This is a genomic window from Aquimarina sp. AU474 (genome assembly GCF_900312815.1).
In the GTDB taxonomy this organism is placed as follows: Bacteria; Bacteroidota; Bacteroidia; order Flavobacteriales; family Flavobacteriaceae; genus Aquimarina.
This window is the reverse complement of sequence record NZ_OMPE01000003.1, coordinates 107,839-122,280: the sequence shown is the minus strand read 5'-3', so window position 1 is coordinate 122,280 and position 14,442 is coordinate 107,839. Positions and strand designations below refer to the sequence as shown.

The following is a 14,442-nucleotide window of genomic DNA, read 5'->3' as shown; positions in this document are numbered from 1 at the left end:
CAAAAAATATAACTAATAAACACTTTGGATTACGGATATGGCAAAATTTGAGCTAAAACTTCCAAAAATGGGTGAGAGTGTTGCAGAAGCAACAATAACAACTTGGTTGAAAGAAGTTGGAGATACTATAGAACTAGATGATGCGGTTGTAGAAATTGCAACTGATAAGGTGGATAGTGAAGTACCTAGTGAAGTAGAGGGTGTACTTTTAGAAAAGCTTTTTGAAGTAGATGATGTAGTACAAGTTGGTCAAACTATTGCTGTTATTGAAACCGAAGGTGAAGGAGATCCTAGTACCGGTGAAGAGGCTACAGTAGTAGAAACTACCGAAACTCCAAAGGAAGCTGTAGTTATAGAAACGCAAATAGCAGAAACTGCAGATGTAAGATCGGGTGGGGCTGTTGATTTTTCTGAAGGGAGTAAGTTTTATTCTCCACTAGTTAAAAATATTGCAACAGAAGAAGGTATTTCGCTTGCCGAACTTGAGGCTATAGCGGGTACCGGAAAAGATGGACGTGTTACCAAAAATGACATTCTGCAATATGTAGAAGATCGGAAAAATGGTAAAGTTGCAAGTACGCCAGTTGCATCATCAGCTACGAAAGAAGTAAAAGCTACGCCTGCAGCAGTAACTAAGAAAAAAGAAACTCCAAAAGCAGCACCAGTTGTAGCTTCTGGGGATGATGAAATTATAGAGATGACAAGAATGGGTAAACTCATAGCGCATCATATGGTTGAATCTGTTCAAACATCGGCTCATGTACAATCTTTTATTGAAGCAGATGTTACCAATATCTGGAATTGGAGAAAGAAAGTGAAAGGCGATTTTATGAAAAGAGAAGGAGAGAACCTTACATTTACTCCTATCTTCATGGAAGCAGTTGCCAAAGCTATTAGGGATTTTCCTATGATTAATATTTCTATATCTGGAGATACGATTATAAAAAAGAAAAATATTAATCTTGGTATGGCTGCGGCATTACCAGATGGTAATCTTATAGTTCCTGTAATTAAAAATGCTGATCAGTTAAACCTGGTGGGTATGACTAAAGCAGTTAATGATTTGGCAGGACGTGCTCGTAGCAATGCGTTAAAACCTGATGATATTCAAGGAGGTACTTATACAGTAACTAATGTGGGTACTTTTGGAAGTATTATGGGTACACCGATCATAAATCAACCTCAAGTAGCAATTCTTGCTCTTGGTGCAATTAGAAAAGTACCAGCAGTAATTGAAACTCCTGATGGAGATTTTATTGGTATCCGATATAAGATGTTTTTATCACATTCTTATGATCATAGAGTTGTTAATGGAGCCTTAGGGGGACAGTTTGTACAACGCGTAAAAGATTACCTAGAAGCTTTTGATGTTAATAGGGAATTCTAGATCGGGAAAATCAATCGACTAATTGCTTTGTAAAAAAGCCATTATTTGTTTTTTGTATGAAATCCCAATTGGGATTTCGGTACCAGCGATTTCAATATCGTGAGAAGTGTATGCTTTAATTTTTTTTGAGTTTATAATGTATGAGCGATGAACTCTTAAAAAATAATTAGGCAGCTTTTTTTCGAATAGGCTAATTTTGTCCTTAGTTGTGATTTTTTGATCATTGGTTTGTATTCGTATATAATCTTTGAGGCTTTCTACAAACAATATTTCTTCAAATAGCACTTTTACGTATTTTCGATTGGTGTTTACATATATGAAAGATTCATCTATACTCTCAATTTTCTTAGGCTCATTATAAGTAATAGGAGTGTGTTCTAGTTTATCAAAATATTTATTGATAGATTTAAAAAAACGATCCAGAGTAATCGGCTTAACTAGATAATCTACAACATCTAATTCGTAGCTTTCTACAGCATAATCCCTATATGCTGTTGTGAATATAACACTAGGTGGATGCTGAAGCGATTTCACAAATTCGATACCACTAAGCCCTGGCATCTGAATATCTAAAAAAATTAAGTCAATAGATTGGGTTTTTAAAACTTCAAAAGCTTCCAGAGCATTCCATGAAGTTGCAACAAGGTTTAATTGAGAAAATCGCTTAATGTGCTTTTCTAATAAACCAACAGCAAGAGGTTCATCATCTACAACTAGACAATTGATGTTTTTATTCATAATTTAATCTTAAGATTGACTTGGTAGGATTTTGATTCTTCAATTATATCTAAGTCGTATTGATTGGTATACACCAATTCTAACTGACGCTTAATATTGCTTACTCCTATTCCCTTTTTATAATCCATTTCATCACTTTGTGGTACACTTGCTTTTGTATTAAATACATTAAAATACAAAATGTTTTGTTTTACCTCTAGTGATATTTTAACAATAGCAGATTCTACAATACTACTTACCCCGTGCTTAAAAGCATTTTCAATGATAGAAATTAATATTAAAGGAGCAATTACAACTTGCGAATCATCTATATTAGATTCAAAAGTTAATTGTAATCGATCTCCGTAACGTAATTTCTCTAAGTCAACATAATGATTTAATAATTCTATTTCTTTTCTAACTAATACCTTGGGTTCATTACATTGATAGAGCATATAATCTAGCATTTCTGATAATTTAGCTACAACTTCAGGGGCATGGTCTGATTTATCCAGTGTTAATGCATAGAGATTATTAAGTGTGTTGAATAAGAAATGAGGATGTATTTGTGCTTTTAGATAATTAAGTTCGGTAACTGTTTTTTCTTTTTCTAATATTTCTATTTGACGTTTTTTTACCGAATGATCTTTAAAGGTTTTAACTATAATGAATAAGATAGTGTAGTAGTATACCCTAAAAAAGTATCCAAAGAAAGTATATTCGAATTCATAAATTATTTGCCCAATAGACTCTTTGGGTGCAGTTGATCCGGCTAATGTTTCGGCGACATATATATTATTGATTCGATACAAAATGCTGAATACAACGGCGGTAAGGATAAAGGAAAAAGTAAATTTGAAATATTTTTTCCGTTGCCAAAATTTAGGGATTTGATAGTATATAAAAAAGTATGTAGCTATCATTTTTATGGGCAATGCAACAATTCTAAAAATAAAAGCTTCTCGGATTTCAGTTATAGTGTCATCAGAAGTTATCGGAGCAATTAATACGACTATTACCCAAAATAAAATATGAGTTAACGTACGATTTTGAGATACTCGATCTAAAAAGTTAGTTTTTCCTTCCATTATGACCGAAAATAAAGAAAAAACACTTGTCATTTTTTAATATCGACGAATTAGTAGTTTCTCCATCTCAATTCATGGATTTAACCTTTCAATTAGATATAGATAGCTTATTGGTTATATCCAGCATGTATATACATCAATTGGTCGTTTTTTTAAATAGTGATTCTGAATTAAGCCCATATTGCATTCAAAAAACAACATATCATGAAACATGTATTCTATTTTTTATCCTTCATTTTTTGTATTCATTTTTGTTTGGCTCAAGAAGGAAATCAAAGGTTGATGCTTAAAAAACAATCTTTTAAGAGCGATTCTGGAAAAAAAATTGAAGCTTATGTAGGTAAACTCAAAGTTTTAGAAAATCGCAATAAAGAAAACTCCGAAGAAATTGACATTCATTTTATCCAACTAAAAAGTACAAATCCAAACCCGAAAGCTCCGGTAATTTATTTAGCTGGTGGTCCAGGAGGGAGTAGTACATGGCAAGCCAAAGATCCTTATTCTTTAGAAAACTGGTTGCCTTATTTGGCACTGGGAGATGTTATTCTTTTAGATCAAAGAGGAACTGGTCGTGGTACAGAAAGAGTCTTGTACATATGGAAAAATGACATTCCTCAAGATGTTCTGGTAAGCGAAGAAAAGGCCAAAGAATATTTTGATGAGGTAAATCGTAATGCTTTAATAGATTTTGCTAGACGTAAAGTGGATTTAGAAGGGTATACTACTATTGAGAATGCCAAAGATATTGATGAGCTCAGAAAAGCGTTAAAGTATGATAAAGTATCCCTGTTGGGCTTTAGTTATGGAACACATTTAGGTCAAGCTTATATAAAGTATTTCAAAAAGCAGATAGAAAATGCAGTGTTAATCGGGGTAGAGGGTAGTGATCATACTTTTAAGTTGCCTTCGACTATGGATACTCAGTTTTATAAGATAGCAATGCTTTCTAATCAAGATCAAAATGTAAATATAGAAGTACCCGATTTGGTAGAATTATACAAAAGGGTCGTAAGGAAAATAGAAAAAGAACCCATAACATTAGAAGTGATTTCCCCATTAACAAATTCACCGATGAAAGTAGATATAGGGCCTTTTGGCCTAAATTTAATCTTGAGATTGGATATTGGTGATCGCAGTGATTTACCTGTTTTTCCGAGATTGCTTTATACAATTGATCAAGGAGATTATTCGATTTTGAAATGGTTTGTTCAAAAACGTATTCGACTTTTATTTGGGGTACAAGGCATGTCTGTAACCATGGATAAGGCTTCTGGAGCATCTGCAAATAGACTACAGCGTATAGCAGAAGAGAAAAAGAAGAGTATTTTTAAAAATATTGTAAATGTATCTTTAGATTCGAATTGGCCGGCTCCAGATTTAGGTAGCGAGTTTAGATCTCCGCTTATCAGTAATACTCGAACTTTGTTTATGAGCGGTACATTGGATTTTAATACACCTCCGCATCAAGCCGAAGAGGTGAGATGGGGGTTTTCTAATAGTAGTCATATAATTATTGATAATGCAGGGCATGAACAGATTCTAACACATCCAGAAGCAGGATCTGCGATTATTCGTTTTCTAAAAGGTGAAAATGTAGATGATGTAGCCTTATCTTACCCAAAATTAAAGTTTATCCCGGTAGTAGGAGATACCGGTAAGTTATCACATCCTTCTATGCAAAAAAAGAAGTGATAATTTAATGTTTTATTCTAACAGATAAAAGAATTCCTATTTGGGGATTCTTTTGTTGTTTGATAGTTTTTACAGCGAGTAATTTTAATTGGGTAATATAGTGTCTTTTTTTACTGTTTTTTTACCACGATCTATATCTATGGTTTCGAGTTGATCATTTACAATAAGGTTGTACGTGTAATATGACTCTACGTCTGTTAACGGAATAAGAATGAGCATTTGAACCTTGCTTTTTGGAGGAATTTTTTTTATGATAGGTCGTTGGGCACTCCTGCGATAACCAGTTGGATTTACTTTCAGGAACACGCTTTTTTCATAATCAGTATCATTTTGAACGTGTAAAATGGTTCTTTTTTTTAATTTTTCTTCGACCAATCGAACTGGCTTATCTTGAGTAAAGGTCATGATATTGGATAAGAACATAAAAAGAAGTACTAGCGTAAAGTTCTTTTTTATGGATATCAAAATTATCATATATAAAGTAAAAGTACTTGTTTAACCTCTAAACAAAAAGAAACGATCTTTCATATTTTCAATTTCAGAATTCTTATTAGTAACAATATAGTCAATAGCTTCGGTAGTAAATTTTTTACCTTTCTTTGTTAAAGAGACAATGTCATTATTTATAGAGATCATATTGTTTTTAAGAGCTAAATCTAATACAGATTTGGATTGTACTTTTTGCCAGTTAATATGTTCATTAAGGTGTTTTACATGTCTCTCTTCTTCTTCCTTATGATTTCCTAAATGAAGAAGAAATGTAAGCAAAGATACCTCAATACGCTGTTGTCGTTGTCGATAAAGCACTGAGAATAATCCTTTGTTAGGAGCAAATAAATATACTATCAAAAAAACTATCCCTAATACTGTTGTCATGGATCCAGAGATAGAGGTATCTAGGGCGTGAGCCATCCAATATCCAGAAATGGCACTTCCCACTCCAAAGGTAACAGCCAATAAGAGCATTTTCTTGAGGTCATTTGTTAATAGGTAAGCGGTTGCTGCCGGAGCTATCATTAAGGCAATAACTAATATAGCTCCTACGGCATCAAAAGCCCCTACAGTGGTAATCGATGAAACAGTCATCAGTCCATAATGCATTATTACGGGAGATAATCCCAAGGCAGATGCAAGACCAGCATCAAACGTACTTACTTTTAGTTCTTTAAAAAATGCAAATAATAATCCTAAGGTGATAATGAGAATTGATCCGATAATCCAAAGAGATTTTGGTCCCATGTCTATACCAGAGATCATAAATCTATCAAAAGGGGCAAATGCAAGTTCACCGAGCAATACAGCATCGACGTCTAGATGAACATCATTGGCATTTTGGGCAATTAGTATAATCCCAATACTAAATAATGCTGGAAACACCAATCCAATTGCAGTGTCTTCTTTTACTAATCCTGTTTTTTGAATAAACTCTACCAGTACAACCGTAAGTACTCCGCTAGCCGCTGCCATTATAATTAATAGAGGGGATGATAAATCATGCGTGATAAAAAAACCAACAACGATTCCCGGTAAAATAGAATGACTGATAGCATCAGTAATTAGTGCCATTTTGCGTAACACCAAAAAAGTACCCGGGATGGCACAAGCAATCGCAACCAGACTGGCAATTAGTTGTATTTCAATTTGTGCATTACTCATCTTCTTCTTTGATTAATTGATCATATAGATTTGCTGCGGTATGATAACCCGATTCGGTCATAGACCACATATTCCCTTCGATTTTCACATAGTTTTTATCTTCTAACTTTTGAAGTGATTTTCGCGTAAACCCTTGAAAATTGTTCAAGATTTTGATAGCATGTGGATGCGCTATGTTCTCGTGAGTACTCGCAATATTGTACATAAAGGATAATGTTTTATGTAATTGTAAATCGTTTCTGTTTTTTCTAAAACGTATTTCTCTAAATAATAAACCACGTCCAGGTGAGAAAATAAAAGAAAAAAGAACAAAAACACCTGCTACTAGTACAATTACGGGACCTGTAGATAAATTATTGTGACTGGCACTGATGGCTGTACCAAATACCCCAGAAAAAGCGCCAAAAACGGCAGCTAAGAATACCATTACTGCTAAGTTATTGGTCCATTGTCTTGCTGCTGCTGCCGGTGCTAAAAGCATTGCGCTCATAAGGACGACACCAACAGTTTGTAAACCCAATACAATTGCAATAACAATAAATGTTGTGATCAAAATATCCAAAAACTTAATATTAAAGCCTAGTGTTTTGGTGTAATCAGCATCAAAAAGTAATAGTTTTAGTTCTTTCCAGAAAAGCAATAAAATAATTAAACTAATTGCAGTAACAATAACCATAAGCCATACATCAGATTCTAGTAATGTGGCGGCCTGCCCAAAAAGATAACTCTCAAGTCCAGCTTGATTGGCATTTGGTTTTTTTTGAATGTAAGTCAATAGGAGCATCCCGAAACCAAAAAAAAGTGATAAAATAAGCCCTAATGCGGTATCCGATTTAAGGTGAGTTTTACTGGTGATCCCTCGAATCCAAAAGGTTCCTATTAAACCACTGATTAAAGCACCAAGAAGAAATATAGAACTGTTTTTCGTACCAATGATAAGGAAGGCTATAGCTATACCCGGTAAAGCTGCATGAGATATCGCGTCTCCCAAAAGGCTTTGCTTACGCAATACAGCAAAACTGCCTAACATTCCGCATATTGCTCCCAAAACGGCAGTACCCAAGGTGATTGTTCTCAAGGTATAGTCAGTAAAGACGAGATCAATGTATTCTTTTAAATCCATTCGAATTATTGTTGTACACTAACTTTGTAATTAATACCATATGTTTTGGTAAGGTTATCATCGTTAAAAATATCTTTAACGGGCCCTGTCGCTATCTTTTTTACATTTAAGAAGGTAACCCAATCAAAATATTCTGGAACAGTTTGTAAATCATGATGTACTACTATTACTGTTTTTCCAGCTTTTCGAAGTTCTTTTAGGATGTTGATAATAGCTTTTTCTGTAGTCGCATCAACGCCTTGAAAAGGTTCATCCATAAAATATATAGATGCATTTTGAACCAAAGCTCTGGCCAAAAAGATACGTTGTTGTTGCCCTCCAGATAACTGGCTAATTTGCCTACTTTTAAAAGCGAGCATCCCAACTTTTTCAAGAGCTTCAAGGGCGGCTTTTTTTTGTTTTCGCCCTGGTCTTTTTATCCAGCCAAGACTACCATATGTACCCATCATAACAACATCTAGAGCAGTGGTAGGAAAGTCCCAATCAACACTTCCTTTTTGAGGTACGTAAGCTACTAGAGATCGCTGCTTTTTGTAGGGTTTTCCATAGATTTGAATACTACCTGCGATAGGTTTGATAATGTCTAAAATAGATTTGATCAATGTAGATTTCCCTGCTCCATTTGGACCTACAATAGCCATAAGAACCCCCTCAGGAATTGCCAAGTCAATATCCCATAGTACAGGTTTGTAGTTGTATGCTACAGTAAGGTCATCTATCTGAACGGCAATTTTTTCACTCATTATTTTAAAGCATTTACTATAGTATTCACATTATACTCAAACATACCAATATACGTACCTTCATTTGTTCCTGGATTCCCTAGGGCATCAGAAAATAACGTGCCTCCAATGGTAACCTCATGATCTTTTGATTTTACAGCAGCTTGTAATGCTTCAATTGTTCTTTTAGGAACAGACGTTTCTACAAAAATGGCTTTTACTTCTTTTTCGATTATAAAATTAGCTAATTTCTGTACGTCTTGCACCCCTGCTTCTGTTGCTGTTGATAATCCTTGTAAACCAACTACATCAAAACTATATGCTTTTCCAAAATAACTAAACGCATCATGAGCAGTTACCAAAATTCTTTTTTCTTTTGGTAAAGTAACTATGATATTTTCTAGTTTAGTATTTAGAGTATTAAGTTTGTTAAGATACTCTTTTCCGTTCGCTTCAAAAAGCTCTGCATTTTTTGGATCAATTTCTTTTAGAGTTTTGATTACAAATGAGGTAATGATTTTCCAATTATCAACGCTGAACCATATATGCGGATCATAATTAGATGCGAAATAGTCAGAACCGATCAAGGTATTTTTGTCTAAGCTTTCTCCTACGGCAATCGTTTTAATATCTTGGTGCTCCATTTTTTCGAATACCTCGACAAGTTTTCCCTCCAGATGTAAGCCATTGTAGAAAATAACATTTGCATTCACCAATTTATTAACATCTCCTTCACTGGCCTTATATAAGTGTGGGTCAACACCACTACCCATTAAACCATTAACTTCTATAGCATCTCCACCAATGTTTTTAACTAGATCTGTTATCATTGATGTAGTAGTTACTACATTCAGTTTTTGGTTTTCACTCTTTTTTTCTTCTTTACATGAAAATAGGAGGAGAGATACCGTGAATAGGATTAAGATTTTTTTCATTTACTATATATTTTTGATCGATTTTTATTCTTTTCAATATTAAAAAAACTAAATAACAAAATAAGGAACTAAAAATCATATTTTAGGTTAAATACAAAATCTCGACCCGGATTTGGAATTACAAATCCATCAATAAACGTTTTTAACAATGATAGGTGGTCGGTATATTCTGCATCGAATAAATTTTTAACGGTAAAATTAAATTGTAATGATTTATAAGAAGCTCCAAATCCAAAATCAATTAAAGAGTATGCATCGTTTGGTAATTCTTCTTGTGTAACTCTATTTTGTTCAAGATAATTTTGCATTTGAATATATGCTGTATTTAATTTAAAATCAGAGCCTAGGTCAAAATCATAAGAAATGCGACTATTAAAATTAACTGGAGGGATTAATGGTAAAGGGCTATTAGAACTGTCATCCCCAAAGGTTAGTGCTGCTCCGGTTTGCAAAGTCAACTTAGGCAATTGTACGGGGTGATAATTTAGACTAAACTCTCCTCCGTATAAAGTAGCGTCTTCCTGTAAATATGCGAAAATAGGAAGGTTATCTTCTCCTCTTTCTCCTGTTGGGGAAATAAAGATATAATCGTTAATACTGTTTAAAAAAGGATTGATTATGATTTTTAATTCACTAGTTTCATAATTGATGGCAAAATCAAATTGCGTTGCAGACTCACTATTCAGATTTTGATCTCCAACTTCTATTCTTCCAATTCCGCCATGCTCTCCATTTGAAAGCAATTCTGACACATTTGGAGCTCTATATCCCGAAGCGATATTAAACCTGAAAGAAAAATCACTAATATCGTATTTGGCGCCAAAAGAGTAATTTAGGGTGTTATAAGTTTCATTAAAATTTGCAAAATTAATCTCACCATCTATCTCGACACTTTCGGCTTTAACGGTTTTACTATCAAAACGAAGTCCCGATTGTAATCTTAAATTGTCTGAAATAGTATAGTTGAATAAACCAAAGACTCCATTTTCTGTACTACTACCATCAGGAATTAAAAAAACGGTGCCACGGTTTTCATTATTTTGAAACAGTCCTTGAGCACCAATGGTCATATCAAACTTAGATGACTGAATGAAATCAGAGGCCTTTATGTTATAGCTTAATACATCCAAATTTAGATGTAAATCGGGTTGGCTTTCTATTTCATTAAATTCTTGCCTATCATTTTCTGCGTATCCCAATATCAAATCTATTTTGGCTTTAGATAATCGAAAATTATTTTCTAATGAAACATTATGCTGGGTGACATCTTGAAATGGTAAAACGAAATCTCTAGAAAAATCATTCGTAAAAGGTGTGCCATTAGGATTATCTGGGATTCCGAAAAAATTGTTTAAATAACTATAAGAAAGTTTTAACTGATAATTTTCTTTGTCTAACCCAAGAACTATTTTAGCAGTTTTTTCGTCAAAACGTGTGTTAAAAACTCTATTCCCGGTACTTTGTGCATCTTCAGGAAGGGTGTAATCTCCTGCTGATGTATATCCTAAAAATACATTTGCTTTAAAATCGTTAATCCGAGATTTAATACCACCCCTGCTTTGACTTGTTTGAGTATTTGTAAAATATCCCGTTTCTATAGTACCTTCAATGCTTTTCTTGGTAAAATCTTCATCTAGAAAATAAAGAACGCCTCCAATCGCATCAGAACCGTATAAGAGTGAGGCTGGTCCTTTGATTACTTCAATACTTTTAACTCCTGTACTACTTACACCTAGGCCGTGTTCGCCTCCCCATTGCTGATTTTCAATTCTGGTTCCTTGTGCGTAGGTTACTACTCTGTTACTTGTTAAACCTCGAATTACGGGTTTTCCTATACTATTACCAGTACTATTTTGTGATATTCCAATAATATTAGTAATACTTTCAGCAAGACTATTGGATGTAGCATAGTTTATATCTGCTAGTTTTTGTTTAGATACATTAACCACTAAATCTTTTTGAAGCCTAGATCCAGGTACAGAAACAATTACTTCTTCTAAATTAACGTTAGATGTTAGATTGATATCTAAGGCAGTAGTTTCATTAGGTTTAATGATAACTTTTTTCTGTGTAGTATTTGCACCAACATAAGTAAAATAGATGATGTGTTCACCCACAGGAATACTGTTCAAATTGTATTTTCCATCTATATCGGTAGCTGTTCCAATGGTGGTATTAAATTTTAAATAAACATCAGCTCCTAGAATAAGATTGTTGTCTAGTGTTACAACACCTTTTATGTTTCCGGTTTCTTGACCCGTAATTACTTGTAGGGTTAATAATAGTATGAATAAAAATTTAATTTGCATTAATTATTGACTTTCGGGTCTAAAATCAAAAACAAACAATTAAAATAATGTCGAGATGTTATTTTAATTAATTTGATTTTTAAATTATTTCCAGTTTAGATTTTGATTTATTTAAATGAGAGTAATTGATGACTGCGTTACTTTGTATTTCTTTTTACATTAGGGTAATTAGTTTTTTGAAATTTAAACTGCAATTTAGCCAACGTAAAAAAGTAAATACGTTTATACTATATAATTTCATTAGGTTTAGTATTTTTGTTTATTAATGCTGCAAAACTAAAAAAGTTAGCTATGACTAACAAATTAAATTTGAATAATTTAACAAAAAGTGAAGAGGATTATCTAAAAGCGCTGTTTCAGCTGCTTGTAGAGGATAATGCTACCAAAGTAGGGAATAATCAATTGGCTGAATATTTAAAGGTTTCTCCTGCTTCTACTAATAATATGATTAAAAAGCTGAAAGCTAAAGAATATGTAATTAGTGAGAAGTATGGTAAATTGGATCTAACTGAGGAAGGTAGATCTATAGCTGTAAGATTAATTAGGAAACATAGATTATGGGAGACTTTTTTATGTAAATACCTCAATTTTACTTGGGATGAAGTACATGATGTGGCCGAGCAATTGGAACATATAAAATCTCGGAAATTGATAGATGAATTAGATCGATTTATGGATTATCCTAAAAATGATCCTCATGGAGAACTTATTCCTAATGCTAATGGGGAGTACTCTGTTTTGCCAAAAATAACGTTATCTTCTTTATTGGATGGTGATGTATGTGAATTGGTAGCTGTTAATGACGGGTCTGTTAGTTTTTTAAAATATGTTTCCGAAATTGGCCTGGCATTAAGTAGCGAAATAAGGGTCCTCGAAGTACGTGAATTTGATAAGTCGATTCGTATACAATTTAATGATGTTATTGAAACTGTAACCAGAAAATTTGCAGATAATGTATTCGTTAAGAAGGTCGTATAAGTTTTACAAATGTTAAAATAGAGTTTAGCTATAAGAATGTTAAAGAATAGCTGTTATCTTTGAGTATCACACAATCAATTTATGGAGCTTAATTTAAAAAAACCGATATGTTTTTTCGATCTTGAAACTACCGGGGTAAATATTTCTAAGGATCGTATCGTAGAAATTTCTATTCTCAAAATTTTCCCAAATGGTACACAGGAAAGTAAAACTTGGCTGGTAAATCCTGAAATGCCAATTCCTGCCGAAACTACTGCTGTGCATGGTATTGATGACGCAAAAATCGCAAATGAACCTACATTTAAGCAGATAGCTACCGCGGTTAGCGAAATGATAAAAGGTTGTGATTTGGGAGGATTTAACTCTAATAGATTTGATATTCCATTATTAGCAGAGGAATTACTTAGGACTGGTTTTGATTTTGATATGAAAAACACGGTAGCAGTTGATGTGCAAACTATTTATCATAAAATGGAAAAAAGAACCTTATCGGCTGCTTATACCTTCTATTGTGATAAAAGCTTGGAGAACGCGCATTCTGCCGAAGCCGACACTATTGCAACTTATGAAGTACTAAAATCTCAATTAGATAAATATCCCGAACTTGAAAATGATATTAAATTTTTGTCTGAGTTTAGTTCTAGAAAACAATTTGCAGATTTTGCAGGCTTTATAGCTTTTGATGATAATGGGAAAGAAGTTTTTTCTTTTGGGAAGCATAAAGGGAAATTGGTAGAAAAAGTAATGGATGAAGAACCGGGGTATTTTGGTTGGATTCAAAATGCAGACTTTCCTTTATATACAAAAAAAGTACTTACCGCTATTAGACTTCGTAGATTAAACAATAGCCTAAAATTATAATCACTTTCTCAGTATTTTCATTTATGAAACTTATTTGTATTGGACGAAATTATACCGATCATATTGAAGAATTAGAAAATGAGAAACCAACAGATCCTGTTGTGTTTTTAAAGCCAGATACTTCAATATTACTAAAAAAACAACCCTTTTTTATTCCAGATTTCTCGAATGATATCCATCATGAAGTTGAAGTTTTGGTAAAAATTAAAAAAGTTGGTAAATATATTGAACAAAAATTTGCGCATAAATATTACGACGAAATAAGTTTAGGTATAGATTTTACTGCTAGAGATTTACAGAGTAGTCTTAAGAAAAAAGGCTTACCCTGGGAAAAGGCCAAAGCCTTTGATGGAGCGGCTGTTATTGGTAAATGGATTCCGAAAGAAGAATTTTCTAATGTCGATAACATTGATTTTCATTTAGAAAAAAATGAAGAAATTGTTCAGCAAGGAAATACTAAATTAATGCTATGGAAGATCGATGAATTAATAGAATATGTATCAAAATATTTTACTTTAAAGATAGGAGATGTTATATTTACGGGTACGCCAGCTGGAGTTGGATCTGTGAAACCAGACGATATTTTAACAGGCTACATTAGCGACAAACAACTTTTTTCAATAAAAATAAAATAAATGAGCAAAGGATACAGTTTAAAGAATGTACACGAATTATCTGGGGGTGATGATGAGTTCATTGCTGTCCTGGTACAAACTTTTTTAGAAGAGATTCCACCAGACCTAGATAGTATGGTACAGGCAGTTGATTCAAATAATCCGGAAATGGCATATCAATATGCTCATAAAATGAAACCTAATCTTCAATTATTTGATATTGAGCTTCTTACGCAGATTAAACAAATAGAAGCTTGGTCCAAAACTAAGAAAGCTAAGGAGGAGATAAAACCAATTTTAGATCATATTGTAACTACTGTAAACGCCGCTATTGAAGAATTAAAGGCGGACTTCGCATAA

Annotated in this window: 14 protein-coding genes; 6 read left to right on the top strand and 8 right to left on the bottom strand. The window is 33.3% G+C overall.

Features of this window, described 5'->3' with window-relative positions:
* The first annotated feature begins 37 nt into the window (after positions 1 to 37).
* Positions 38 to 1,387, top strand: coding sequence for a dihydrolipoamide acetyltransferase family protein (locus DK508_RS00865; RefSeq protein ID WP_109298846.1), 1,350 nt, complete (start codon positions 38 to 40; stop codon positions 1,385 to 1,387).
* Between the two features lie 18 nt (positions 1,388 to 1,405).
* Here the strand turns inward: DK508_RS00865 and DK508_RS00860 are convergent, their stop codons facing one another.
* Positions 1,406 to 2,125 carry a LytTR family DNA-binding domain-containing protein gene (locus DK508_RS00860; protein ID WP_109298845.1) on the bottom strand — a complete coding sequence of 240 codons (720 nt, stop codon included), beginning with the start codon at positions 2,123 to 2,125 and terminating at the stop codon, positions 1,406 to 1,408.
* Positions 2,122 to 3,225, bottom strand: coding sequence for a sensor histidine kinase (locus tag DK508_RS00855; RefSeq protein ID WP_109298844.1), 1,104 nt, complete (start codon positions 3,223 to 3,225; stop codon positions 2,122 to 2,124). The genes DK508_RS00860 and DK508_RS00855 overlap by 4 nt, the downstream gene beginning before the upstream one ends.
* A 171-nt stretch (positions 3,226 to 3,396) precedes the next feature.
* Here DK508_RS00855 and DK508_RS00850 point away from each other — a divergent pair, with 171 nt between their 5' ends.
* The gene (locus DK508_RS00850) at positions 3,397 to 4,884 is read left to right on the top strand and encodes an alpha/beta hydrolase (protein ID WP_109298843.1); all 1,488 of its coding nucleotides are present in this window, start codon (positions 3,397 to 3,399) and stop codon (positions 4,882 to 4,884) included.
* Positions 4,885 to 4,968: 84 nt separating this feature from the next.
* Here DK508_RS00850 and DK508_RS00845 read toward each other — a convergent pair whose 3' ends face one another.
* The 6 genes from DK508_RS00845 to DK508_RS00820 all read right to left on the bottom strand — a co-directional run bounded on the left by DK508_RS00845 (position 4,969) and on the right by DK508_RS00820 (position 11,629).
* The gene (locus tag DK508_RS00845; RefSeq protein ID WP_160114506.1) at positions 4,969 to 5,289 is read right to left on the bottom strand and encodes a hypothetical protein; all 321 of its coding nucleotides are present in this window, start codon (positions 5,287 to 5,289) and stop codon (positions 4,969 to 4,971) included.
* 90 nt (positions 5,290 to 5,379) lie between these two features.
* A complete protein-coding gene (locus tag DK508_RS00840) occupies positions 5,380 to 6,540 on the bottom strand; it encodes a metal ABC transporter permease (RefSeq protein WP_109298841.1) in 1,161 nt (386 codons plus the stop codon).
* A complete protein-coding gene (locus tag DK508_RS00835; RefSeq protein ID WP_109298840.1) occupies positions 6,533 to 7,663 on the bottom strand; it encodes a metal ABC transporter permease in 1,131 nt (376 codons plus the stop codon). The genes DK508_RS00840 and DK508_RS00835 overlap by 8 nt, the downstream gene beginning before the upstream one ends.
* A gap of 5 nt (positions 7,664 to 7,668) precedes the next feature.
* A complete protein-coding gene (locus DK508_RS00830; RefSeq protein ID WP_109298839.1) occupies positions 7,669 to 8,406 on the bottom strand; it encodes a metal ABC transporter ATP-binding protein in 738 nt (245 codons plus the stop codon).
* Entirely contained in the window at positions 8,406 to 9,320 is a 915-nt protein-coding gene (locus DK508_RS00825) for a metal ABC transporter solute-binding protein, Zn/Mn family (RefSeq protein WP_109298838.1), read from the bottom strand. The genes DK508_RS00830 and DK508_RS00825 overlap by 1 nt, the downstream gene beginning before the upstream one ends.
* 68 nt (positions 9,321 to 9,388) lie before the next feature.
* Entirely contained in the window at positions 9,389 to 11,629 is a 2,241-nt protein-coding gene (locus tag DK508_RS00820) for a TonB-dependent receptor (RefSeq protein ID WP_109298837.1), read from the bottom strand.
* Between the two features lie 291 nt (positions 11,630 to 11,920).
* Here DK508_RS00820 and DK508_RS00815 point away from each other — a divergent pair, with 291 nt between their 5' ends.
* The 4 genes from DK508_RS00815 (at position 11,921) to DK508_RS00800 (ending at position 14,442) form a co-directional block, all read left to right on the top strand.
* On the top strand, positions 11,921 to 12,607 hold the full coding sequence (locus tag DK508_RS00815) for a metal-dependent transcriptional regulator (RefSeq protein ID WP_109298836.1): 687 nt from the start codon (positions 11,921 to 11,923) through the stop codon (positions 12,605 to 12,607).
* Positions 12,608 to 12,688: 81 nt separating this feature from the next.
* A complete protein-coding gene (locus DK508_RS00810; RefSeq protein ID WP_109298835.1) occupies positions 12,689 to 13,468 on the top strand; it encodes a 3'-5' exonuclease in 780 nt (259 codons plus the stop codon).
* A gap of 23 nt (positions 13,469 to 13,491) precedes the next feature.
* On the top strand, positions 13,492 to 14,103 hold the full coding sequence (locus DK508_RS00805; RefSeq protein WP_109298834.1) for a fumarylacetoacetate hydrolase family protein: 612 nt from the start codon (positions 13,492 to 13,494) through the stop codon (positions 14,101 to 14,103).
* On the top strand, positions 14,104 to 14,442 hold the full coding sequence (locus DK508_RS00800) for an Hpt domain-containing protein (protein ID WP_109298833.1): 339 nt from the start codon (positions 14,104 to 14,106) through the stop codon (positions 14,440 to 14,442).

What these genes read in the sequence shown, in the direction of transcription:
- DK508_RS00865 (WP_109298846.1), top strand. Translation starts at nt 38, where the DNA reads ATGGCAAAATTTGAGCTAAAACTTCCAAAAATGGGTGAGAGTGTTGCA.
- DK508_RS00860 (WP_109298845.1), bottom strand. Translation starts at nt 2,125, where the DNA reads ATGAATAAAAACATCAATTGTCTAGTTGTAGATGATGAACCTCTTGCT.
- DK508_RS00855 (WP_109298844.1), bottom strand. Translation starts at nt 3,225, where the DNA reads ATGACAAGTGTTTTTTCTTTATTTTCGGTCATAATGGAAGGAAAAACT.
- DK508_RS00850 (WP_109298843.1), top strand. Translation starts at nt 3,397, where the DNA reads ATGAAACATGTATTCTATTTTTTATCCTTCATTTTTTGTATTCATTTT.
- DK508_RS00845 (WP_160114506.1), bottom strand. Translation starts at nt 5,289, where the DNA reads ATGACCTTTACTCAAGATAAGCCAGTTCGATTGGTCGAAGAAAAATTA.
- DK508_RS00840 (WP_109298841.1), bottom strand. Translation starts at nt 6,540, where the DNA reads ATGAGTAATGCACAAATTGAAATACAACTAATTGCCAGTCTGGTTGCG.
- DK508_RS00835 (WP_109298840.1), bottom strand. Translation starts at nt 7,663, where the DNA reads ATGGATTTAAAAGAATACATTGATCTCGTCTTTACTGACTATACCTTG.
- DK508_RS00830 (WP_109298839.1), bottom strand. Translation starts at nt 8,406, where the DNA reads ATGAGTGAAAAAATTGCCGTTCAGATAGATGACCTTACTGTAGCATAC.
- DK508_RS00825 (WP_109298838.1), bottom strand. Translation starts at nt 9,320, where the DNA reads ATGAAAAAAATCTTAATCCTATTCACGGTATCTCTCCTCCTATTTTCA.
- DK508_RS00820 (WP_109298837.1), bottom strand. Translation starts at nt 11,629, where the DNA reads ATGCAAATTAAATTTTTATTCATACTATTATTAACCCTACAAGTAATT.
- DK508_RS00815 (WP_109298836.1), top strand. Translation starts at nt 11,921, where the DNA reads ATGACTAACAAATTAAATTTGAATAATTTAACAAAAAGTGAAGAGGAT.
- DK508_RS00810 (WP_109298835.1), top strand. Translation starts at nt 12,689, where the DNA reads ATGGAGCTTAATTTAAAAAAACCGATATGTTTTTTCGATCTTGAAACT.
- DK508_RS00805 (WP_109298834.1), top strand. Translation starts at nt 13,492, where the DNA reads ATGAAACTTATTTGTATTGGACGAAATTATACCGATCATATTGAAGAA.
- DK508_RS00800 (WP_109298833.1), top strand. Translation starts at nt 14,104, where the DNA reads ATGAGCAAAGGATACAGTTTAAAGAATGTACACGAATTATCTGGGGGT.